The organism is Pseudomonas veronii, assembly GCF_001439695.1.
In the GTDB taxonomy this organism is placed as follows: domain Bacteria; phylum Pseudomonadota; class Gammaproteobacteria; order Pseudomonadales; family Pseudomonadaceae; genus Aquipseudomonas; species Aquipseudomonas veronii.
The window spans coordinates 86,618-108,580 of sequence record NZ_JYLL01000003.1 but is presented as its reverse complement, the minus strand read 5'-3'; the positions used below and the strand labels follow the sequence as shown (position 1 = coordinate 108,580).

Here is a 21,963-nt window from a genome sequence, read left to right as displayed (position 1 = left end):
ATTGGGCTGGCGCTATCGGGGGCAAGCCCCCTCCCACATTTGGAGTGCGTTTCAATGTGGGAGGGGGCTTGCCCCCGATGACGGTCTGTCAGGCTGTCACCTGCCGATTGGCATACATCCGACATTCGGCCAACAACGCCAGCAAATTCGGATCACGCTCCTTGGCCTTCAAGAACACCACCCCGATATGCTGCTGCAACCGATACCGGGGTTGCAGCGGTATCAGCTTCACGCGGTTCTCATACACCGCCGCAATCCTTCCTGGCAGCAGCGCATAACCGACCCCCGAACTGACCATGCTCAGCAGGGTGAAGATGTCATTGACCTGCATCGCCACCTTCGGTTCGAACCCCGCTTGCTTGAACACACGGTTGCCGTCCTGGTGGGTGGCGAAGCCTTGGGTGAGGGTGATGAACGTGGCGTCGCGCACGTCGGCCAGGTCGATCTGCTGGTCGCGGTCGAAGGGCGAGTCGGCGGGCGTGGCGAGGAAGATGTCGTCGGAGAACAACGCGATCTGTTCGCAATCGGGGTCGTTGGCGCGTTCGTCGAGGGAGATCAGGATCGCGTCGACTTCCATGTTCTTGAGCTTATACAGCAGGTCGAAGTTGGAGCCGAGGATCAGGTCGATGTTGAGTTCGCTGCGGCGCAGTTTCAGGCCCATGATCAGCTGCGGCACGGTTTTCACCGTCAGCGAATACAGCGAGCCGAGCTTGAAGCGTTCGGCGGAGAAGCCGGCGGCTTCGCGGGTCAGGCGGATGCTGTCGACTGCGTCCTGCACCAGCTTTTGTGCGCGCTCTTCGAGCACGTAGGCGCTTTCCAGCGGGGTGAGGTTGCGGCCTTCATGCTTGAACAGCGGGCAGCGCAGGGCGTTTTCCAGGGAGTGGATGGCGCGGTGTACGCTGACGTTGCTGGTTTGCAGCTCGGCAGCGGCGCGGGCCAGGTTGCCGGTACGCATGAAGGCCAGGAAGATTTCCAGCTTTTTGAGGGTGAACTCTTCGTCGATCAACATGGCCGTGGCTCTTGTTCGAATGCTGCCGATTGTGCCCGCAAAACCGTGCGGCGTCGCCGGAACGTCATAAGGCCCTTGCACTCTGATGCACAAGGCGGGACGCTTGCCAGCCAGCGGTCAACGGTTACGGGAGGTCAGTGACAGATGTACCACGGGGAACGATTCAACGCCTGGAGCCATTTGCTCGGTGCAGTCGCGGCGTGTGTGGGCGCGGTGTGGATGTTGGTGGTGGCGAGCCTGGACGGCAGCCCCTGGAAGATTGTCAGCGTGGCGATTTATGGGTTTACGTTGATGGTGCTGTACAGCGCGTCGACGGTGTATCACAGCGTGCAGGGGCGGCGAAAAGCGATCATGCAGAAGGTCGATCACTTTTCGATCTACCTGTTGATCGCCGGCAGTTACACGCCGTTTTGCCTGGTCAGTTTAAGAGGGCCGTGGGGCTGGACGTTGTTCGGGATCGTGTGGGGGCTGGCGGTGATCGGCATTCTGCAGGAGATCAAACCGCGTTCTGAAGCACGGGTTCTGTCGATCGTGATCTATGCGGTGATGGGCTGGATCGTGCTGGTGGCGGTCAAGCCGCTGATTGCCGCGCTGGGCACGGCGGGGTTTATCTGGCTGGCGGCGGGCGGGGTGTTGTACACCGTCGGCATCATCTTTTTTGCCCTGGAGGATCGCCTGCGGCATTCCCATGGGATCTGGCATCTGTTTGTGATCGGCGGCAGTTTGCTGCATTTCGTGGCGATCATGCATTACGTGCTCTAACGCACGACGCGGTCTAAAAAATGTGGGAGGGGGCTTGCCCCCGATGGCGGTGTGTCAGTTGGCAAATATGCTGGCTGAACCACCGCCATCGGGGGCAAGCCCCCTCCCACATGGAGTCCTCGGCGTTCTCACAGGCGTTCGAGCAGCTCCCGGGCACGCTCACCGAAGATCTGCAGCAGGTTGGCCAACATGTGCGGCGGCGGTTCGTCGGCGCGGGTCAGGGCGTACAGGGTGATCGGCAGCGGCGGTGTGAGCGTGCGGATGCAGGTGGTCGCCGTCGACGCGCCGAGGGCGGTGAAGGGGTCGATGACGGTCAGGCCGGCGCCGGATTCCACCATCGCGCGAGCCAGGGAGTAGGTCTGCACCGAGAGGCTCACCCGTGGTGGCGGGTCGACTTTCTCCAGGTAACTGTCGAGCTTTGCCGCCAACGGGTCGGCGCTGGACAGGCCAATCAACGGCGCTCCCGCCAGCTCCGCCAAGGGCAGCGGCTGGTGGGTTTGCGCGTCGCTCCAATAACCCTTGGACGCCAGCGCGACCAAGGCTCCGTTGGCCAGCACTTGGGTGGTGAGCCCCGGGTGGCCGGCGAAGTTGAGGGTCAGCGCCAGGTCGATTTCGCGCATCAACAGCTTCTGCACCAACTCGCGGCTATGGTCGCTGGACAGTTCGCAGGCAATGTCCGGGTAAGCGCGCTTCCACTGCAGAATCGCCGGTGGCAGCAACGACAGCGCCAGCGCCGGGATCGCACCGATCCGCACACTCTGCGCCGGCGACCGGCGCAGACTCTTGGCCAGGCGCCTTACGCCTTGCAGGCTTTCGCTGACTTTCTCGACTTCGCGTTCCAACGCCAGGGCTTCCGGCGTGGGCTGCAATTTGCCGCGCACGCGCAGAAACAGCGGGAAGCCCAGTTGCAACTCGGCGTGCTGCAACACTTTGCTCACCGCCGGCTGCGAGACGTGCAGCAATTGCGCGGCGGCGCTGATGGAGCCGGTTTGGCGGATGGCCTGGAAGATTTCGATATGACGCAAGCGCATGGCGAGTCCATAACCTTTGCTTATAGGTGACCCATCTTTATTCATTGTCGCGGGCCTGTCACCTGCCCCTACGCTTGAGCCGTCTTATTCAACGGCGAGGAGCGGGGATGGCCAGGCAGGTTTGTATCATCGGGGGTGGGGTCATCGGCCTGGCAAGCGCCTACGCGCTGGTGCGCGCCGGGCATGACGTGACGCTGATCGACGCGCGCGACACCCTGGGCAGCGAAACCAGTTTCGCCAACGGTGGGCAGTTGTCGTATCGCTACGTTGCGCCGCTGGCTGATGCCGGCGTGCCGCTGCAAGCGCTTGGCTGGCTGCTGCGCGGTGATTCGCCATTGAAGCTGCGCCCGCGCCTCGACCCGCAGCAATGGCGCTGGATGGCGGCGTTCCTCGGCGCCTGCCGTGGCTCGGTGAACCGGCGCAATGCCGCCCACCTGCTGCGCCTGGCGAGCCTGAGCCAGGCCACCTTGCAGCAATGGCGCGAGGATGATCGCCTGGATGGCTTCGACTGGCGGCGCAACGGCAAGCTGGTGACGTTTCGCAACGCCGACACCTTCGAGCATGCGCGCCGCAAGGTCACGGATATCCTGCAACAGCAGGTGCTGTCGGCGGCCGATTGCACCCGCCTGGAGCCGGCGCTGGCGAGCGGTGGTTTTGTCGGTGGGATCTACACGCCGAACGAGGAAGTGGCCGATTGTCACGCCTTCTGCCAACGCCTGGCGGCGCGCCTGCAAGCGTCGGGGCATTGCCGCTTCTTGCTGGGGCGCAAGGTCACCGGGATCCGTCACAGCGCCGGTGCGGTGCAGGCCATCGAGTTGGGCGAGGAGGTAATGCCGGTCGAGCAACTGGTCCTCGCCGCCGGGCATCGCAGCGCTGAGTTGGGGTTGCCGGGGCTGGTGCTGCCGCTGTATCCGCTCAAGGGCTACAGCCTGAGCGTGCCGATTGGCGCGCAGCATCGGGCGCCGAATGTGAGCATCACCGACTACGACCGCAAGATCGTGTACGCCCGGATCGGCGAGCAATTGCGGGTGGCGGCGATGGTCGATATCGTCGGTTTCGACGCCGGCCTCGAGCCCAAGCGGCTCGCGTTGATCAGGCGCCAGGCGGTCGAGACATTCCCCTTGGCCGGCGACTACGCCCAGGCGGTCGAATGGGCCGGCATGCGTCCCGCCACGCCGACCGGGGTGCCGCTGATCGGCGCCAGTGCCTATCGCAACCTGTGGCTGAACCTGGGCCATGGCGCGCTCGGTTTTACCCTGGCCTGCGGCAGCGGCCAACTGCTGGCCGAACTGATCGGCCAGCACATGCCGTCGATTGATATGCAGGGCCTGGCGCCCCGCGCCGCTTGAATCGTCACACACCAACGGAGAATAACAATGAGAAAAATCCTGTTGATCGGTTGCACCCTGGGGCTTTTGTTCGGCGCGCCGGTTCAGGCGAATGAACCGCCGACAGAGGGCACGTTGAGTAAGATCGCCAGCACCCAGTCCATCACCTTGGGTTATCGCGATGCGTCGGTGCCGTTTTCCTACGTGGGCGACCAGAGCGGCAAGCCCATGGGCTATTCGGTGGACCTGGCCAACAAGATTGTCGAGCGCATCCAGCAGAAAACCGGGGTGGCCAACCTTAGCGTGAAGTACAACCTGGTGACTTCCCAGACCCGTATCCCGCTGGTGCAGAACGGCACCGTCGACCTGGAGTGCGGTTCTACCGGGGTGACCGCCGAGCGGCAGAAGCAGGTGGCGTTTTCCTACGGCTTCATCTACGTGAAGGGGCAACTGCTGACGGCGAAAGACAGCGGCATCCAAGGCTTCGCCGACCTCAAGGGCAAGAACGTGGTGACGACCGCCGGCACCACCAACGAACGCTTCCTCAAAAGTTACAACGCCGAGCACAACGGCAACCTGTCGGTGATCAGCGCCAAGGACCACGGCGAAGCCTTCAAGATGCTCGAGACCGGCCGCGCAGCCGCGTTCTATATGGACGATGCGTTGCTCTACGGCGAGCGCGCCAAGGCCAGGGACCCGCATCGCTGGGTGGTGGTGGGCGAGGAGCAGTCGCGGGAAATCTACAGCTGCATGGTGCGCAAGGACGATCCGCAGTTTCTCGCGGTGGTCAACGACACCTTGGGCGATCTGTACCGCACCGGTGAGATCAACGGGATTTACCGGCGCTGGTTTGAACAGCCGATCCCACCGAAGGGCCTGAACCTGGAGTTTCCGATGACCGCCGAGTTGAAGGCGATCTTCGCCACCCCGGTCAGCGACCCGGTGGAATAAACCCGCTCCTCGGGCCGGTCAGAAGTCGCCCCACAGTTGTTGGGCGACGGCCAGCGCGACGACCGGCGCGGTTTCGGTGCGCAACACGCGCGGGCCGAGGCGGGCGGCGTGGAAGCCGGCGTCTTGGGCGGTGTCGACTTCAGGGTCGGTCAAGCCGCCTTCGGGCCCGATCAGGAACGCCAGGCTCGATGGCTTGGCATGGCTGACCATCGGCTCTGCCACCGGGTGCAGCACCAGCTTCAGGTCCGCCTCGGTCTGCTTCAGCCAATCGGCCAGTAGCAGCGGTGGATGAATCACCGGCACCGTCGAGCGCCCGCATTGCTCGCAGGCGCTGATCGCCACCTGGCGCCAGTGCAGCAGGCGTTTGTCGGCGCGTTCGTCCTTGAGGCGCACTTCGCAGCGTTCGCTGAAAATCGGCGTGATGGCGTTGACGCCCAGTTCGGTGGCTTTCTGAATCGCCCAATCCATCCGCTCGCCGCGGGACAGGCCCTGGCCGAGGTGAATGTGCAGCGGCGATTCGGCCTGCCCGGCGAATTGCTCGGTCAGTTGCACGCTGACGTGTTTTTTACCGACCTCCAGCAACGTGCCGCGAAACTCCTGGCCGGAACCGTCGAACAGTTGCACGGCATCGCCTTCGCCCATGCGCAGCACGCGGCTGATGTAGTGCGCCTGGGCTTCAGGCAATTCGTGATCGCCGAGGCTCAGCGGGGTGTCGGTGAAAAAGCGGGACAGTCTCATGTCTGTTCTCTGGAAAAAATACAAAGCTTGAAGGGCAAATCAACCTGGATCGCGAAAGCCTGGGTGGAAGTCTTTGGGCACGGCAACGCTCACCTTGCTGTTGGTGGCGATATCGATCCCTTCGCTGGCCACTTCCGCCAAAAAGTCGATCTGCTCCGGCGTAATCACATACGGCGGCAGGAAGTACACCACGCTGCCCAACGGCCGCAGCAGCGCGCCGCGCGCCAGGGCGTGCTCGAACACCTTCAGGCCACGGCGCTCCTGCCAGGGGTAGGCGGTCTTGGTGGCTTTGTCCTGGACCATCTCGATGGCCAGCACCATGCCGGTCTGGCGCACTTCCGACACATGGGGGTGGTCCGCCAGGTGCGCGGTGGCCGTGGCCATGCGCTGGGCCAGGGCCTTGTTGTTTTCGATGACGTTGTCTTCTTCGAAAATATCCAGGGTCGCCAGGGCCGCCGCGCACGCCAGCGGGTTGCCGGTGTAGCTGTGGGAATGCAGGAAGGCGCGCAGGGTCGGGTAGTCGTCGTAGAAGGCGCTGTAGACATCTTCGGTGGTGACCACCGCCGCCAGCGGCAGGTAGCCGCCGGTGAGGGCCTTGGACAGGCACAGGAAGTCCGGGCGGATACCGGCCTGTTCACAGGCGAACATGCTGCCGGTGCGGCCGAAGCCCACGGCGATTTCGTCGTGGATCAGGTGTACGCCGTAGCGGTCGCAGGCTTCGCGCAGCAGCTTGAGGTATACCGGGTGGTACATACGCATGCCGCCGGCGCCCTGGATCAGCGGTTCGACGATTACGGCGGCGACTGTGTCGTGGTTGTCCGCCAGGGTCTGTTCCATGGCCAGGAACATGTTGCGCGAGTGTTCTTCCCAGCTCATGCCCTCGGGGCGCAGGTAGCAGTCCGGGCTTGGCACCTTGATGGTGTCGAGCAGCAGCGCTTTGTAGGTTTCGGTGAACAGCGGCACGTCGCCCACCGACATCGCGGCGATGGTTTCGCCGTGGTAGCTGTTGGTCAGGGTGACGAAGCGTTTTTTGTTCGGCAGGCCGCGGTTGAGCCAATAGTGAAAGCTCATCTTCAACGCGACTTCGATGCACGACGAACCGTTATCGGCGTAGAAGCACCGGGTCAGGCCTGCGGGCGTCATCGCCACCAGGCGCTCGGACAGTTCGATCACCGGCTGGTGGCTGAAACCGGCGAGGATCACGTGTTCCAGCTGGTCGACCTGGTCTTTGATGCGTTGGTTGATGCGCGGGTTGGCGTGGCCGAACACGTTGACCCACCAGGAGCTGACGGCGTCGAGGTAGCGCTTGCCTTCGAAGTCTTCCAGCCACACGCCTTCACCGCGCTTGATCGGGATCAGCGGCAGTTGCTGGTGGTCTTTCATCTGGGTGCAGGGATGCCACAGCACCGCAAGGTCGCGTTGCATCCACTGGTTGTTCAAGCCCATCGTCTATCTCCTCGAAGCGGTCCTGCGCCCGGCGCAGGCGAAACAATCGCGCAAGCCTATGCAATGGAGGCCCGTGTCACAAGCCATTGTGGGGCAATTCGCAGTAAACACAGGACGGTCTGTCACGTTTCTTAGGAATAGTCTTAATCCCTCGTTAACGTATTATGCCTAGGCTTATGATCATATTTCTCGATATTTCAAAGCAAAAAATTGCGCTTTAATTCGATAGGTAAATCGTTAGTCTTGAGCACAGTTCTTACGGGATTAAGTACATGCAGCTACGTAACTCACCAGCCCGCTACGGCTGGGTCAGCATGGTATTGCACTGGGGCGTGGCCCTGGTGGTGTTTGGTCTGTTCGCCCTGGGCTTGTGGATGGTCGGTCTCGACTACTACAGCGCATGGCGCAAAGACGCGCCGGATCTGCACAAAAGCATAGGCATCACGCTGTTCGCCATCATGCTGGTGCGTATCGTCTGGCGCCTGATCAGCCCGCCGCCACCGGCGCTGGCCAGCTACAGCCGGCTGACGCGGATCGGTGCTGCATTTGGCCATGGGTTCCTTTATGTCGGCTTGTTTGCCGTGATGATCGCCGGTTACCTGATTTCCACCGCGGACGGTGTGGGTATCCCGGTGTTTGGCCTGTTTGAGATTCCTGCCTTGGTTTCCGGCTTGCCGGACCAGGCAGACACCGCAGGCGTGGTGCATCTGTACCTCGCCTGGGTGCTGGTGGTTTTCGCCGGCCTGCACGGCGTGGCCGCGTTGAAACACCACTTTATCGATCGTGATGCGACCCTCACGCGAATGCTGGGGCGCAAAGCCTGATGTTCAACCTCGACTCACAAGGAATAGAAAGCATGTTGAAAAAGACACTCGCTGCTCTGGCAATCGGTTCTGCTCTGCTGTCCGCAGGCCAGGTGATGGCCGCTGACTATGTTGTCGACAAAGAAGGCCAGCACGCCTTCGTCGACTTCAAGATCAGCCACTTGGGCTACAGCTTCATCACCGGTACGTTCAAGGACCTGGACGGCAAGTTCAGCTTCGATGCCGCCAAGCCTGAAGACAGCAAGATTGAGTTCAACGTCCGCACCGCCAGCGTGTTCACCAACCACGCTGAACGTGACAAGCACATCTCCAGCAAAGACTTCCTGGACGTTGGCAAGTTTGCCGATGCCAAGTTCGTCTCCACCAGTGTTAAAACCACCGGTAAGAATGCTGCGGGCCAAGTCACTGCCGACGTGACCGGCGACCTGACCCTGCACGGCGTGACCAAGCCGATCGTCGTCAAGGCCACCTTCCTGGGTGAAGGCAAGGATCCATGGGGCGGCTACCGTGCCGGTTTTGAAGGCACCACCAGCTTCAATCGCCAAGACTTCGGCAAGCAGATGGACCTGGGCCCAGCGTCCAACAATGTTGAGCTGTACGTGACGTTTGAAGGTGTGAAAGCGAAGTAACGCTTCACTTGTTGGAGCGAGGTTGCTCGCGAAAAACGTAGAGACACCGCGTTTTTTCAGGCTGCCAGCGTTATCGTTGACGACCTTCGCGAGCAAGCTCGCTCCTACAGGCAAAAAAACCCGTATCTCGCGATACGGGTTTTTTTTTATGCTTCGCGGTTGCGGGTCAGCAGCGCTGGTTTTTCACCACGAGGACGGCCTGGCAACTGATCCAGCTGCTCCGGTGTCGGGAAGCGGTCGGCTTTCGACTCCTTGTGGATGATCTTCGGCGCGGGGCCGCCGCGCGGGTTCTGCACCGCTGGCTCGGACAAGCGTGGCTGGTCGTCACGGGCCGGGCGGCGGTTGTTGCTGCGCGAGTCTTCGCGACGCGCCTGGCCATCACGCGGTGCGCCGTTACGCGGGCCGCTGCGCTTGGCCGGTGGCGTACCGGTGGTGCCGCCGCTGCTGTTGCGCGGGCCATTCTGACGCGCGCCCTGTGGCTGGCCGCCACGCGGTGCGCCAGTGCCAGCGCCCGGAGCCGGAGCGCCTGGACGACGGCCACGGCCCTGGGCCGGTTTGGCCTGGGGCACGTAGTCGACGCGGTTACCGAAGTTATCCACATCGTCGTCGAGGAACTCGTCCGGCGCGCGGTCGGCGCTGGCGCGTGGCGGCTGGCTTGGCTGGCTCGGCTGACGCTGTTCGCGGGCCGGGGTGCCTTCGCGGGGCTTCTGCTCGCGGGCCGGGCGTTCGCCACGGCCGTTGGTCGGCGCTTTTTCCTTGCCGCCCTTGTCCTTGCCCTTGTCGCGACGACCGCCACCACCACCGCCGCCGTTCGGGCCATCGCCCTTCGGACCGCGTGGGTTGCGTGGGTTACGCACGTCCGGACGCTCGCGCACCTCAGGCTTCTCGGCCTCAACGGTGCTGGCATCGAAGCCCATCAGGTCGCCGTCGGCGATTTTCTGCTTGGTCATGCGCTCGATGCTTTTCAGCAGTTTTTCTTCGTCCGGCGCAACCAGGGAGATGGCTTCGCCCGAACGACCGGCACGGCCGGTACGGCCGATACGGTGTACGTAGTCTTCGTCGACGTTAGGCAGCTCGAAGTTGACCACGTGCGGCAGTTGGTCGATATCCAGGCCGCGTGCGGCGATATCGGTGGCCACCAGGATGCGTACTTCACCGGCCTTGAAGTCGGCCAGCGCTTTGGTGCGCGCGTTCTGGCTCTTGTTGCCGTGGATGGCGACGGCGGTGAGGCCGTGCTTGTCCAGGTACTCGGCCAGGCGGTTGGCGCCGTGCTTGGTGCGGGTGAACACCAGCACCTGTTCCCACGCGCCGTGGGTGATCAGGTGCGCCAGCAACGAACGCTTGTGGCTGGCGGCCAGGCGGAACACGCGTTGTTCGATACGCTCGACCGTGGTGTTCGGCGGCGTGACCTCGATGCGCTCCGGGTTGTGCAGCAACTTGCCGGCCAGGGCGGTGATGTCGTTGGAGAACGTTGCCGAGAACAGCAGGTTCTGACGTTTGGCCGGCAGGCGGGCGAGGACCTTTTTCACGTCATGGACAAAGCCCATGTCGAGCATGCGGTCGGCTTCGTCGAGCACGAGGATTTCCACGTGGGACAAATCGACGCTGCCTTGGCCGCACAGGTCGAGCAGGCGACCCGGGCAGGCGACGAGGACGTCAACGCCACGGGACATGGCCTGAACCTGTGGGTTCATGCCGACGCCGCCGAAGATGCAGGCGCTGACGAACTTCAGGTCGCGGGCATACAGCTTGAAGCTGTCGTGCACTTGGGCGGCGAGTTCGCGGGTAGGGGTCAGGACCAGTACGCGCGGTTGGCGCGGGCCATGACGCTGGGACTTGTCCGGGTGACCATTGGGGAACAACCGCTCCAGAATCGGGAGGGCGAAGCCGCCGGTTTTACCAGTACCTGTCTGAGCCGCAACCATCAGGTCGCGACCTTGCAACACGGCGGGAATAGCCCGCTGTTGCACCGGAGTAGGCTCGGTATAGCCCGCTGCCTCGATGGCGCGGACTAAAGCCTCGGAGAGACCGAGGGAAGCAAAGGACATGAGTAATCCTGTTTTAGTTAGGGCTTGGCCCAAAGGGATAATCTTGCCGGGCGTGAATGGCGCTTAGGGGAGCGCAACCCCGTCCGGTCCTGCTGCGTCTGGCGGACACTCCAATGGCTCGCGCGGGCCGCAAAGCTGCGCAGTAGCTGGGTTGGGTGTCTTTTTCAAGACCTCAGCGGCCGGGCGTAAGCCTGGCGGGAAGGCCCGAGTATAACAGAGCAATCACCGCGCGCTGCTTTCCTGCTGCTCAACGGTGTGTTCGTGCAGTGTAATCGGCGCCGCTGCGCTTTGAATACCACCATATTTGGCACTCAAGGCGGCGTAGGCCGGCTCTTGTTTGAAGCGCTTGAGTTCGGCGGCAAAGCGCTGCACCAGCAGGTCCATGCCCGCGCCACGGCGCACGGCGAGGAACTGCTGCTGGCGGCGGATCACGGCGGGCGCCTGGCTGACCTGGCCTTCCAGGCCCAAGGCCGCGATCACATGCTGGCCGACCCTGCGGTCAGTCACCAGCAGATCGATGCGGCCAAGCAGCAATTTGCCGAAGTTCGCTTCATGACTCGGCGCCGGCTCGCGTTGGAACATGTTGGACTCACTGAATTCGGCGCCGTACAGGTAACCCGGCGAGGTGCCCACGGTCAGCCCGCGCAACTCGTCGAGGGTCTGGACCGGGTGGGGCCGCTCATTGGCGTAGAACAGCACGAACTCCACTTCCGACAGCGGTTCGCTGGGGTACAGCAGCAGGGCATCGCGTTCATGGCTGTGGAAAATGTCCAGCGCGCCGTCGGCGTGGCCTTGTTCGAGCATCGCCAGGCAGCGTTTCCACGGCAGGAATTGCCACTGCACATCGACGCCCAGGCGCTGGAACACGATCACCGTGGTTTCATAGTCCAGCCCGCGCATCGTGCCGTTGTCGTCATACACGTAAGGCGCCCACGGTTCGGTGACGATGCGCAATTTCTCGCCGTGAGCGGCCAGGCTCAGGCAAGTAAAAAGAGTCGCAGTCAACAGCTTCAGAAGGGCGGACATGGCCTGAGGTTACGATGCTCCTGAATGAAAGAGAAGCTCTGGCACGCGCATCTGCAAGGATCGTTATTTGGCGGGCGAGGTTATCAAGTGTTCGTAGATCGCGCTGCGCCGCTCGCCCAGAATCAGCCTGACCACCGGGTTGGCGAACCAGTGCTCCAGTTGGTGGGCGTCGAGCGGACGTTGCTGGCGCTCTTCCTGATTCTGCCGCGCCTTGTCCCACCACACCGGGCCGCACGCCTGGTCGAACTCGTTCTCGTGCTCGTAGCAACCGTAGAGAACTTCGCGGATGAACTGCTGCTGGTGCTTGGGCAAGAGCAGGGTGATCAGTTTGTACATCAGGCGCTGCAAGCGCGGCGGGCGCGGCAGGTGCGAGGAAACCTGACGCGTGTCGGCCAGGGCCTGCGCGCTGGTGGGGGCGGCCGCATGCTTGGCGATCCACGCTTTGACCTTGGCGCGGAACAGCTGCTTGCGGCTCCAGTAATGGTGGATCAGGTCCGGGCACTCGCGCACATTCACGGTGCGGTAGGCGGCGATCGACAGGCAGAACTCTTCCAGGGTGTAGGCGCCCTGGGCGTGGGGGAACAGTTCGTCCATCAACTCGATGGAGCGATCGAGGATGTGCGCGTCCTGTTGCGTCAGGCCGATGACGCCGGAGTTGAGGGTCATCATGTCATCGTCGGCCACGCCCATGTCCAGCAGGCGCTGGTGCAGGGCGCTATAGAGGATGCTTTCGTGATTGTCGCCGTACTTGGTGTAGAAGGCGTTGCACAGCAGAGTGCCGGGTTGCACGCGCTCGAACAGGGCTGTGGGCGAATGGTGGAAGAAGGTGTCGGTGTCGATCAGCAGGGCTGTCGACGACTCTTCCAGCACCTGGCGCAGCACCACGTGTTTGGTGCGGAAGTGATAGCCATGGGGCTCGCTCCAGCGTTTGCGGGTGGCGTCGTCCAGCGGGCGCACGCGTACCGGCAGCAGGCGATAGGGTTCGGGGTTGTCGCTGAATACCTGGATGTCCACGACGGCGTCCGGGGTGTCCTGCAGAAAAGCCAAGGCGCTGGCGATACTGAAGACGGCTTCCTGATGGTAGGTCTGGGCACCGAAAACCAGATACACCAGTTGCGGGCGGGAAGTCGTGGGGACTGTATTCATGGACTGCTGGGTTCCGTGGGCATGTAAAACGACAAAGGCCCTCGTAGAAACGAGGGCCTTGGCACAGCCGGGCAAACTTCAGCGTGGCAGCTTGAGGTTGTTCCAGATGGCAAGGCTAGGTTCAGCCTGGTTCAGGGTATAGAAATGCAGCCCTGGCGCACCACCTTGCAACAATTGTTCACACATCTCACTGATTACCTGTTCGCCGAATGCCTGGATGCTTTTGACGTCGTCGCCATAGGCTTCCAGTTGTTTACGCACCCAGCGTGGGATCTCAGCACCGCAGGCGTCGGAGAAGCGCGCCAGCTTGCTGTAGTTGGTGATCGGCATGATGCCTGGCACGATCGGGATGTTCACACCCATGGCCCGTACACGCTCGACGAAGTAGAAGTAGCTGTCGGCGTTGAAGAAGTACTGGGTGATCGCACTGTCGGCGCCGGCGTTGGCCTTGCGCACGAAATTCTGCAGATCGTCTTCGAAGTTGCGCGCCTGTGGATGCATCTCCGGGTAAGCGGCCACTTCGATGTGGAAGTGATCGCCGCTTTCTTCGCGGATGAAGCTCACCAGGTCGTTGGCGTAGCGCAGCTCACCGCTGGCCATGCCCATGCCGGATGGCAGGTCACCGCGCAGGGCGACGATGCGCTTGATGCCGGCGCCTTTGTATTGGGTCAGCAGGGCGCGCAGGTCGGCCTTGCTGTCGCCCACGCACGACAAGTGCGGCGCGGCGGGAATTTTGACTTCGCTTTCCAGCTGCAACACGGTGTTGATCGTGCGGTCACGGGTCGAGCCGCCAGCGCCGTAGGTGCAGGAGAAGAAGTCGGGGTGGTAGCTGGCCAACTGCTTGGCAGTCGCCATCAGTTTTTCATGCCCAGCATCGGTCTTGGTCGGAAAGAACTCGAAGCTGTAGCGACGGTCTTGGGACATGGTAATACCCTTGGAAACTCAGAAGCCGACTGTGCAACCCACCTGCACTGTAGGAGCGAGCTTGCTCGCGAAGAACGTCAACGATAACGCGTCAAACAGGCTGTACGCGGTGCCCTTGGGTTTTTCGCGAGCAAGCTCGCTCCTACAGGTTAGAGCAGGTGGAGCTGGTTACTTAGTAGCGGTAAGCGTGCGGCTTGAACGGACCTTCGACGGTCACGCCGATGTAGTCGGCCTGGGTCTTGGTCAGTTGAGTCACCACGCCGCCGAAGCCGCGGACCATTTCCAGGGCCACTTCTTCGTCGAGTTTCTTCGGCAGCACTTCCACGGTCAGACGCTCGGCTTTCTGGGCCGGCGACAGGTCGGCGTACTTCTGGCCGAACAGGAAGATCTGCGCCAGTACCTGGTTGGCGAACGAGCCGTCCATGATGCGGCTTGGGTGGCCAGTGGCGTTACCCAGGTTTACCAGGCGGCCTTCGGCCAGCAGGATCAGGTAGTCGTCGTTCTGCGGGTCGAAATCGCCCGAGCCGGTACGGTGAACCTTGTGTACCTGTGGCTTCACTTCTTCCCATGCCCAGTTCTTGCGCATGAAAGCGGTGTCGATTTCATTGTCGAAGTGACCGATGTTGCACACCACGGCGCGCTTCTTCAGGGCCTTGAGCATGTTGGCATCGCAGACATTCACGTTACCGGTGGTGGTGACGATCAGGTCGATCTTGCCCAGCAGGGCCTTGTCGATGCTCGCTTCGCTGCCATCGTTGATGCCATCGATGAACGGCGAAACCACTTCGAAACCGTCCATGCAGGCTTGCATGGCGCAGATCGGGTCGACTTCGGAGACCTTGACGATCATGCCTTCCTGGCGCAGGGACTGGGACGAACCCTTGCCCACGTCACCGTAGCCGATCACCAGGGCTTGCTTGCCCGACAGCAGGTGGTCGGTGCCGCGCTTGATCGCATCGTTCAGGCTGTGACGGCAGCCGTACTTGTTGTCGTTCTTGCTCTTGGTCACCGAGTCGTTGACGTTGATGGCCGGGATTTTCAGCTCGCCCTTGGCCAGCATGTCCAGCAGGCGGTGTACGCCGGTGGTGGTTTCTTCGGTCACGCCGTGGACGCGGTCGAGGATCTGCGGGTACTTCTTGTGCAGCAGCTCGGTCAGGTCGCCGCCGTCGTCGAGGACCATGTTGGCATCCCAAGGCGCGCCATCTTTCAGGATGGTTTGCTCCAGGCACCATTCGTACTCTGCTTCGGTCTCGCCTTTCCAGGCGAATACCGGGATACCGGCAGCAGCGATGGCGGCGGCGGCCTGGTCTTGTGTCGAGAAGATGTTGCAGGACGACCAACGCACTTCGGCACCCAGGGCAACCAGGGTTTCGATCAGCACGGCAGTCTGGATGGTCATGTGGATGCAGCCGAGAATCTTCGCGCCCTTGAGCGGTTGCTCAGCGGCGTACTTGCGACGCAGGCCCATCAGGGCAGGCATTTCGGATTCGGCGATAAAGGTTTCGCGACGGCCCCAGGCAGCGAGGGACATGTCGGCGACTTTGTAGTCGTTGAAATCTGCAGGCGTAATTACAGCGCTCATGAAGAGCCTCCATTCGTAGTGTGCGAATGGGCGCCGTTGTGCGTTTAGTATCAGGCCAGGACAACCAGGCCGGACAACGCCCCATCCGAGCCTGACAGGTCTAACCTGCTGCAGCGCCCCTCGGACAGGTGGCGGGAGAACGGTATCAACTGAAGATGACCGTTTTGAAGCGGGTGCGATTATAGCTGTGTACGCGGCACTTCCCAAGCCTTTCTGTCGGCGATATGAAGATCCCGTATGGGGGCGATAGGCAATGGCGCATAGAGCTTGCGCCCAGGCTCTGCCATGATATTGCCCATCATTCGGCAAGACGCTTTGGAGTGACCATGAACTTCCACACCCGCAAATGGGTAAAACCTGAAGACCTCAACCCCAACGGCACCCTGTTCGGTGGCAGCCTGCTGCGTTGGATCGACGAAGAAGCGGCCATCTACGCGATTGTCCAATTGGGCAACCAGCGCGTGGTGACCAAGTACATCTCCGAAATCAACTTCGTCAGCGCCTCGCGCCAGGGCGACATCATCGAGCTGGGCATCACCGCCACCGATTTCGGCCGCACCTCCATCACCCTGACCTGTGAAGTGCGCAACAAGATCACCCGCAAAAGCATCCTCACCGTGGAAAAAATGGTCTTCGTCAACCTCGGCGAAGACGGTTTGCCCGCGCCTCACGGCCGGACCGAGATCAAATACGTGAAAGACCAGTTCAAGGAAGACAGCCCTCCTGCGTAACCGCACAGCGGTTTGATTGCTTTACCAAATCATTCCGCGTGGATCTTTCCCAGGCTTTCTCACGACTCAGGACTACGTTCTGTATCGAGAGCCTATGTATGAAAGTGTCGTCCAATCTGGCTGCGCAGATGCAGCCGCTTTCGCTCCAGTCATCGCAAGCCCCCCTCAGCCAAGACGTGAAAACCACGTTGGTTGAGGCCGCGGGACCGCGCAAACTGAGTCTTTCCCGCAATATTGACGGCCAGGTGGAGGTGGTGTTGTCGCCGCCACCGCCCAGCCATCTGGTGCTTAGCGGCGGAGGTGCCAAAGGCATTGCCTATCCGGGAATGGTGCAGGCGCTGGAGGACAGTGGGAAGCTGCAAGGTATCCAGGTTATTTCCGGCTCATCCGCCGGCGCGATTTCTGCCTCGTTGCTCGCCAGCGGCATGAACGCCGAGGTCTTCGGCAAGCTATCGAACCGCATCGACCTGCCGAGCCTGTTGAACAGCGACGACCCGTTGACGGCCTGGCTGCAAGAGGCCAGTGCTCGCCTGGGCAAACTCACCCGGCGCTTGCCAGGCCCGGCGGGCAATATCTCTCAATTGTTGCTGACCATGATGCCGCGCCTGCAAACCGAGGCGCGTCCCTTGGAGCAATTGCTGCGCAATGAGTCGCGCCAATCGGTCCTTGCCCATATCGCCGCTACGCCAAGGGCCACCCGGCCTGGTGAAGTCATGAAAATCGCCGACCGGATCAGCGCCGGCGAGGCTCCGACGTTTCGCGATCTTGAGGTGTTGAACCGACATATCCCGGCGATCAAACCGCTCAATATCACCGGCACAGGGATGTTCGACGGCCGCCCGCAACTGGTGACGTTCAACGCCAGCCTGACCCCGGACATGGACATCGCCCGCGCCGCACACATTTCGGCGTCGTTGCCGGTGCTTTTCAAGCGCCCTGCCGAGCAGGGGCATGCCTTCCAGGAAACCGCCGAAGCCACTGCATTCCAGGACGGTGGCCTGCTGCTCAACACGCCGGCCCCCGGGGTGATCGAGCCCTCGTTTGCAGAAAGCCCGTTGAGCCAGCACGAGTCGCTGATCGTCAAGTTTGAAGCCGAAGACGCAGCGACGCCGAAAAAAGGCGGCGGTTTCTTCAGCAGCCTCGTCGACAAGCTGACGGGAACGCCCCATGCGTCCGCCGAAGCCTATCAAAATGAGCGGCTCAAGGCGTTTGCCGAGCAGACCGTGGTCCTGCCGCTGAAGACGGATAAGGGGGACTTTCGCGGCACGCTCAACGGCACCGTGAATTTCACCATGAGTGCACAAGACAAGCAGCATCTGCAGGCACAGGCGCGCAAAACCGTGGCGGCGCACTTGGAACAACGCGACACGGTGCGCGAGCATCACACGTTCGCCTCGTTGGATGACGCGGTGCTGGCAATGGACGATGCGATGCTGGCCAGTGCGCAGGCAACCTTGCAGAAAGACCCGGACGCCGCCGCGGTGTTGATGTTCAGACAGAACGCACAACAAGCGCTGCAAACCCTGGACAGTGCCATTGCCAAGGTGAACCAGGCCCACGACACCCTGATCTTCACACCTGAGCTGTCTGCCGCGCTGCGTAACCTGGATGCGCTCGCCAGTCGGCCTGAGCACGTCGAGTGGCTGGGGCGTCGACTGAATGCCGCGGGGCAGCGCAATTTTCAGCAGTTGTTGCAGGTGGCGGCCAAGCAGACTTCGGGCGCCTCGCCGATGTCCAGCGTCATGGCCAGTGCGGTCGCCGAAATGAAACGGCGCGACATCGCGGTAAAGGCCGAAAACTTCACCCGCGAGGTCATCTACCCATCGCTGTACCGGCCAGGCCAGACCGACGCCAATGTCGACCTGCTGCAACGCGCTGCGGCGGATTTGGCCAAGGCGACCACCCCCGCGGCGTTCAACCGGGTGCTCGACGAGATCATTCGGCACTACGGCGCGCGCAACAAGCCCTGGTCAAAACCGTTCAGCTCGACCACGGTGGAGATGGCCAAGGCCTGGCGCATACCGGTTTAGTTGCCAGTCCACTGAACAGCCATCGCTCCAGCCTGTCGTAGCTACAGGTACCCCTTGGACTCTGGAGCATCATGGCCACGCACGACGACGGCAAGACCCCCAACCTGTCGAAGGAAGAGCAGCACGACGTCGACAAGAACCAGCCACCCCGCGCGGCGGTGCTGCATGAAATCATCCGCACCCAGGGCGACCAGGAACTGGAGCGCACGGTGGCGGCATTGTGGTGGTCGGCGCTGGCGGCCGGCCTGACCATGGGCCTGTCACTGATGGGCATGGGCCTGCTCAACTCGCGCCTGCCGGACGGTGAAGGGTTCAAAGTCATTGCCAGTTTCGGTTACTGCGCGGGCTTTTTGGCGGTGATTCTCGCGCGTCAGCAGTTGTTCACCGAAAACACCCTGACCGCAGTGCTGCCGGTGATGAGCAAACCGACCCTGGCCAATGCCGGGCGCTTGCTGCGGCTGTGGACGGTGGTGCTGGTGGGTAACCTGTGCGGCACCTTGCTGGTGGCTTATGTGATGCTGCACCTGCCGATCTTCGATACCAGGACCGACCAGGCCTTCCTTGAGATCGGACGCAAAGTCATGGAAAACGCCCCCGGCCAGATGTTTGCCAAGGGCATCGTTTCCGGCTGGATGATCGCCACCATGGTGTGGATGATTCCGTCGATGGAAAGCGCCAAGCTCTGGATCATCATCCTGATCACCTACTTGATGGCGCTGGGGGATTTCACCCACATCGTGGTCGGCTCGGCGGAAGTGTCTTACCTGGTATTTGCCGGTGAACTGCCGTGGAAGGATTTCTGGCTGATATTCGCCGGGCCGACCCTGGCCGGCAATATCATTGGCGGCAGCTGTATCTTTGCGCTGATCAGTCATGCGCAGATCCGCAGCGAAAGCAGCTTGCCGGGTAAGGTTGCAGCGGACCCGAGGCATCCGCAGCGGATCAATAAGGATCAGTGAGCGGCAGAATCAACGCGCTGCCGACACGGAACCCATGGCGGTTGGGGGTGTGCGTTTTGATGAGCTACGCTTGGGTGCTTTGGGCCATGCGGTTGGACGCAGAGCCTGTGGCTGGATGCGGGTCGGCATGTTCGTGATAAAGCGTTGATCGCCTTGATAAAACCAAAAAAGGAATGAGTGATGACTGTCGCTTTCTGGTGTGTATTGATCGCAATCTTTCTGCCGTACCTGTGTACCGGTGTGGCCAAATTCAGTGGCGGCAAGTTCGGGCCACGGCAGAACCATGACCCGCGTGCCTTCCTCGATACCCTGGAAGGCTTCGCCAAACGCGCCCATAACGCGCAACTCAACAGCTTTGAAGTGACCCCGGCGTTTGCTGCCGCAGTGATCATCGCGCACCTGGCCGGCACCGCCGAACTGGTCACGATCAATGTCCTCGCGGTGCTGTTTATCACCAGCCGCCTGCTGTACATCATCTGCTACCTGGCGGACTGGGCCATCCTGCGCTCGCTGGTGTGGGCGGTGGGCATGGCGCTGATTGCGAGTTTCTTCTTCGTCTCGATCTAACGCTTGTCGCAGTGTGGGGGCTGGCTCGCCCCACACTGTCGATCAGCGTCTGTCAGGTGCCGGCCGGGGCATCCGGTACCTGGGGTAATGCGGCGCCCTTTGGCCACAACATCCAGATCTGCCCCTGCTGCTTCATATTCCCTGCCAGTTCGCCTGCGGCCGCCCCTGTGCCCCAGAACAAGTCTGCGCGCACTTCGCCGGTGATTGCGCCGCCGGTATCCTGCGCGGCGACGGGGCGCACGATCGGCGCACCGTCCGGGCGTGTGGTCGACAGCCACAGCAGGCTGCCCAGCGGAATCACCTTGCGATCCACCGCCACGCTGTAGCCGGCGGTCAGCGGCACGTTCAGCGAGCCGCGAGGGCCTTCGTTGCTGTCGGGGCGGGCGCTGAAGAACACGTAGCTGGGGTTGCTCGCCAGCAGTTCCGGAATGCGCTGCGGATGCGCCTTGGCCCAGGCGCCGATGGCACCCATGGTCACGTCTTCTTTCTTCAGCTCGCCTTGCTCCACCAGCCAGCGGCCGATGGGGCGGTAGGGGTAGCCGTTCTGGTCGCCATAGCCGATGCGCAATTGGCGCCCGCCTGCCAGTTGAATCCGCCCCGAACCCTGGATCTGCAGGAACTGCAGGTCCATCGGGTCGGTCAGCCAGGCGATCGGCTTGGCGGTGGAGCCTTGGCCGTTGATCGTGCTGGCGTCGTCATACGGCTTGAGCACACGACCTTCCAGGCGGCCGCGCAGGCGCTTGCCCTTGAGTTCCGGGTAGATGCTTTCGAGGTTGACGATGATCAGGTCGTCCGGCACGCCATACACCGGCACATGGGCGGTGGGGGTTTCGGTCAGGCTGCCGGGGTAGACGGGTTCGTAGTAGCCGGTGATCAGGCCGTTCGGTGTGTTGTCGGCCGAGCGCAGGCCGAATACGTCCAGGCGTTCCTTGAGAAAACCGCGAACCGCCGCGGCATCGCCTGGCACCGCCGTTGCCGCCGCGCAGGTCGCGCCCCACACCGGGTCAGCCTTGAGGCGTTGGCAGGCGCTGCGCCAGGACTCAAACCCGGCCAGCAGTTCGCTGTCGGACACCGCCGGCAGGGCTTCCCACGGTGCGTTCACATAGGTGGCCACCGCATGGGGTTTGATTGTTTCATCTTTGTGCGTGTCCTTGCCCGCATCGCAGCCGGCCAGCACCGCGATCATCGGTAGAGCCCACGCCAGACGGCGGCTCCAGGGTTTCAAAGCGATATTCATACAAGCAATTCCTGAAGCGATTGCCCGTGCGTCGACGCGTTTGGGCAACCCTTATCGTTAATAGGGCTATTGGTCTTTGCGGGTGGGGCGAGGATACTGGCCGCCGTTTCCCGTGACCTCGAAGCCACCATGACTTTTAAAAAACTGACTGTTGTACTGCTGGCCTGCCTGGCGCTGTCCGCCTGTGGCGGCGTTGATCCGAATTCGCCCCTGGGCCAGCGCAAAGCGATCTTCAAGCAAATGCTCAAGACCGGCGAAGACCTGGGTGGCATGTTGCGTGGGCGCATCCCGTTCGACGGCGCGAAGTTCGCCGAAGGCGCGGTCAAGCTCGATGCGTTGTCCCATGAGCCATGGAAGCATTTTCCGAGCGTGCGTGAGGAAGACCACACCAGCGCCAAGGACGACGTCTGGCAAAAACAGGCGCAATTCCAGCAAATGGCCCGCGACCTCGAAGCGGCCACCGGTGAATTGGTGATCGCAAGCCAGGTGCAGCCTTACAAGGCCAGTAACCTTTCGCCTGCAGTGCAGAAAGTCGAAGATGCCTGCAGCGCCTGTCATAAGCAGTTCCGGGACCACTGACCGGTTTACTGGTCGAGTTCTTCCACCGCGTCTTGCAGTGCTTTGCGCGACTCGGCCAGTTTGTCCTTGCGTTTGTTGATCTTGTCCGCGTCGCCTTTTTTCATCGCCTTGTCGAGGTCGGCCTGACGGCGGCTGACGTCATGCTTGGCGTCGAGCACCTTGTTTTCGCGTTCCTTTTTCAACGCCGCGTCGTTGCAGTTGGCCGTGACTTCACTCAGGGCTTTCTCCAGGCCGGCCTGTTGTGCGCTGTCGCCATGGGCCTTGGCCTGTTCGATCTGGGTGCTGATGGCCTGGCGCTTGGCGGCGCAGCCGGTCAGCGGGGTTGCTTCTTCGGCTGCCAGCAGCGGCGTCGCCATGAAGCATGCGACGGTCAGCAGGGCAAAAGGGGCTAAAAATTTCATATGGAGCTCCAAAGT

General features: G+C 62.0%; 21 protein-coding genes and 1 riboswitch. Of the genes, 10 read left to right on the top strand and 11 right to left on the bottom strand.

What is annotated here, in order from left to right; all coding sequences use genetic code 11:
• Positions 1–88: 88 nt before the first annotated feature.
• Positions 89–1,009: a LysR family transcriptional regulator gene (locus tag TU80_RS04805; protein ID WP_017844980.1), complete on the bottom strand. Its 921-nt coding sequence runs from the start codon at positions 1,007–1,009 to the stop codon at positions 89–91.
• Between the two features lie 144 nt (positions 1,010–1,153).
• Between TU80_RS04805 and trhA the strand changes: the two genes are divergently transcribed.
• Positions 1,154–1,771, top strand: a complete 618-nt coding sequence (gene trhA, locus TU80_RS04800) for a PAQR family membrane homeostasis protein TrhA (protein ID WP_017844979.1) — start codon at positions 1,154–1,156, stop codon at positions 1,769–1,771.
• A gap of 128 nt (positions 1,772–1,899) precedes the next feature.
• On the opposite strand, the gene TU80_RS04795 is transcribed toward trhA, so the two are convergent.
• Positions 1,900–2,802: a LysR family transcriptional regulator gene (locus TU80_RS04795; protein ID WP_057003947.1), complete on the bottom strand. Its 903-nt coding sequence runs from the start codon at positions 2,800–2,802 to the stop codon at positions 1,900–1,902.
• A 107-nt stretch (positions 2,803–2,909) separates the two neighbouring features.
• Between TU80_RS04795 and TU80_RS04790 the strand changes: the two genes are divergently transcribed.
• Positions 2,910–4,151 carry a D-amino acid dehydrogenase gene (locus TU80_RS04790; RefSeq protein WP_057003946.1) on the top strand — a complete coding sequence of 414 codons (1,242 nt, stop codon included), beginning with the start codon at positions 2,910–2,912 and terminating at the stop codon, positions 4,149–4,151.
• Between the two features lie 27 nt (positions 4,152–4,178).
• The gene (locus tag TU80_RS04785) at positions 4,179–5,081 is read left to right on the top strand and encodes a transporter substrate-binding domain-containing protein (protein ID WP_057003945.1); all 903 of its coding nucleotides are present in this window, start codon (positions 4,179–4,181) and stop codon (positions 5,079–5,081) included.
• A gap of 18 nt (positions 5,082–5,099) precedes the next feature.
• Here TU80_RS04785 and TU80_RS04780 read toward each other — a convergent pair whose 3' ends face one another.
• Together TU80_RS04780 and TU80_RS04775 are read right to left on the bottom strand one after the other, a co-directional pair.
• Positions 5,100–5,819 carry a 16S rRNA (uracil(1498)-N(3))-methyltransferase gene (locus TU80_RS04780; RefSeq protein WP_017844975.1) on the bottom strand — a complete coding sequence of 240 codons (720 nt, stop codon included), beginning with the start codon at positions 5,817–5,819 and terminating at the stop codon, positions 5,100–5,102.
• 39 nt (positions 5,820–5,858) lie between these two features.
• Complete coding sequence (locus TU80_RS04775; RefSeq protein ID WP_057003944.1) at positions 5,859–7,265, bottom strand: adenosylmethionine--8-amino-7-oxononanoate transaminase; 1,407 nt, start codon at positions 7,263–7,265, stop codon at positions 5,859–5,861.
• A 272-nt stretch (positions 7,266–7,537) separates the two neighbouring features.
• Between TU80_RS04775 and TU80_RS04770 the strand changes: the two genes are divergently transcribed.
• Positions 7,538–8,089, top strand: a complete 552-nt coding sequence (locus TU80_RS04770) for a cytochrome b (protein WP_017844973.1) — start codon at positions 7,538–7,540, stop codon at positions 8,087–8,089.
• 32 nt (positions 8,090–8,121) lie between these two features.
• The gene (locus tag TU80_RS04765; protein WP_017844972.1) at positions 8,122–8,718 is read left to right on the top strand and encodes a YceI family protein; all 597 of its coding nucleotides are present in this window, start codon (positions 8,122–8,124) and stop codon (positions 8,716–8,718) included.
• A gap of 146 nt (positions 8,719–8,864) precedes the next feature.
• Here TU80_RS04765 and rhlE2 read toward each other — a convergent pair whose 3' ends face one another.
• The 5 genes from rhlE2 to ahcY form a co-directional block, all read right to left on the bottom strand.
• Positions 8,865–10,766: an RNA helicase RhlE2 gene (rhlE2, locus tag TU80_RS04760; protein ID WP_046381778.1), complete on the bottom strand. Its 1,902-nt coding sequence runs from the start codon at positions 10,764–10,766 to the stop codon at positions 8,865–8,867.
• A 222-nt stretch (positions 10,767–10,988) separates the two neighbouring features.
• The gene (locus TU80_RS04755; RefSeq protein WP_057003943.1) at positions 10,989–11,792 is read right to left on the bottom strand and encodes a substrate-binding periplasmic protein; all 804 of its coding nucleotides are present in this window, start codon (positions 11,790–11,792) and stop codon (positions 10,989–10,991) included.
• A 63-nt stretch (positions 11,793–11,855) separates the two neighbouring features.
• Positions 11,856–12,938, bottom strand: a complete 1,083-nt coding sequence (locus tag TU80_RS04750) for a hypothetical protein (protein WP_057003942.1) — start codon at positions 12,936–12,938, stop codon at positions 11,856–11,858.
• 78 nt (positions 12,939–13,016) lie between these two features.
• Positions 13,017–13,862 carry a methylenetetrahydrofolate reductase [NAD(P)H] gene (gene metF, locus TU80_RS04745; RefSeq protein WP_017844969.1) on the bottom strand — a complete coding sequence of 282 codons (846 nt, stop codon included), beginning with the start codon at positions 13,860–13,862 and terminating at the stop codon, positions 13,017–13,019.
• Between the two features lie 172 nt (positions 13,863–14,034).
• Complete coding sequence (gene ahcY, locus TU80_RS04740) at positions 14,035–15,444, bottom strand: adenosylhomocysteinase (RefSeq protein WP_017844968.1); 1,410 nt, start codon at positions 15,442–15,444, stop codon at positions 14,035–14,037.
• A gap of 21 nt (positions 15,445–15,465) precedes the next feature.
• A riboswitch (S-adenosyl-L-homocysteine riboswitch) is annotated at positions 15,466–15,572 on the bottom strand.
• Between the two features lie 198 nt (positions 15,573–15,770).
• Between ahcY and TU80_RS04735 the strand changes: the two genes are divergently transcribed.
• From TU80_RS04735 to TU80_RS04720, 4 genes are all read left to right on the top strand, one after another.
• Positions 15,771–16,175: an acyl-CoA thioesterase gene (locus TU80_RS04735; protein ID WP_017844967.1), complete on the top strand. Its 405-nt coding sequence runs from the start codon at positions 15,771–15,773 to the stop codon at positions 16,173–16,175.
• Between the two features lie 98 nt (positions 16,176–16,273).
• Entirely contained in the window at positions 16,274–18,205 is a 1,932-nt protein-coding gene (locus TU80_RS04730) for a patatin-like phospholipase family protein (protein ID WP_057003941.1), read from the top strand.
• Between the two features lie 71 nt (positions 18,206–18,276).
• On the top strand, positions 18,277–19,164 hold the full coding sequence (locus tag TU80_RS04725; RefSeq protein ID WP_057003940.1) for a formate/nitrite transporter family protein: 888 nt from the start codon (positions 18,277–18,279) through the stop codon (positions 19,162–19,164).
• Positions 19,165–19,344: 180 nt separating this feature from the next.
• Positions 19,345–19,731: an MAPEG family protein gene (locus TU80_RS04720; protein ID WP_046381781.1), complete on the top strand. Its 387-nt coding sequence runs from the start codon at positions 19,345–19,347 to the stop codon at positions 19,729–19,731.
• Between the two features lie 52 nt (positions 19,732–19,783).
• On the opposite strand, the gene mltA is transcribed toward TU80_RS04720, so the two are convergent.
• The gene (gene mltA, locus TU80_RS04715; protein ID WP_046381782.1) at positions 19,784–20,968 is read right to left on the bottom strand and encodes a murein transglycosylase A; all 1,185 of its coding nucleotides are present in this window, start codon (positions 20,966–20,968) and stop codon (positions 19,784–19,786) included.
• Between the two features lie 129 nt (positions 20,969–21,097).
• Here mltA and TU80_RS04710 point away from each other — a divergent pair, with 129 nt between their 5' ends.
• Positions 21,098–21,547: a c-type cytochrome gene (locus TU80_RS04710; RefSeq protein WP_017844962.1), complete on the top strand. Its 450-nt coding sequence runs from the start codon at positions 21,098–21,100 to the stop codon at positions 21,545–21,547.
• 5 nt (positions 21,548–21,552) lie between these two features.
• Here the strand turns inward: TU80_RS04710 and TU80_RS04705 are convergent, their stop codons facing one another.
• Positions 21,553–21,948, bottom strand: a complete 396-nt coding sequence (locus TU80_RS04705; RefSeq protein ID WP_046381783.1) for a DUF1090 domain-containing protein — start codon at positions 21,946–21,948, stop codon at positions 21,553–21,555.
• Positions 21,949–21,963: the final 15 nt, after the last annotated feature.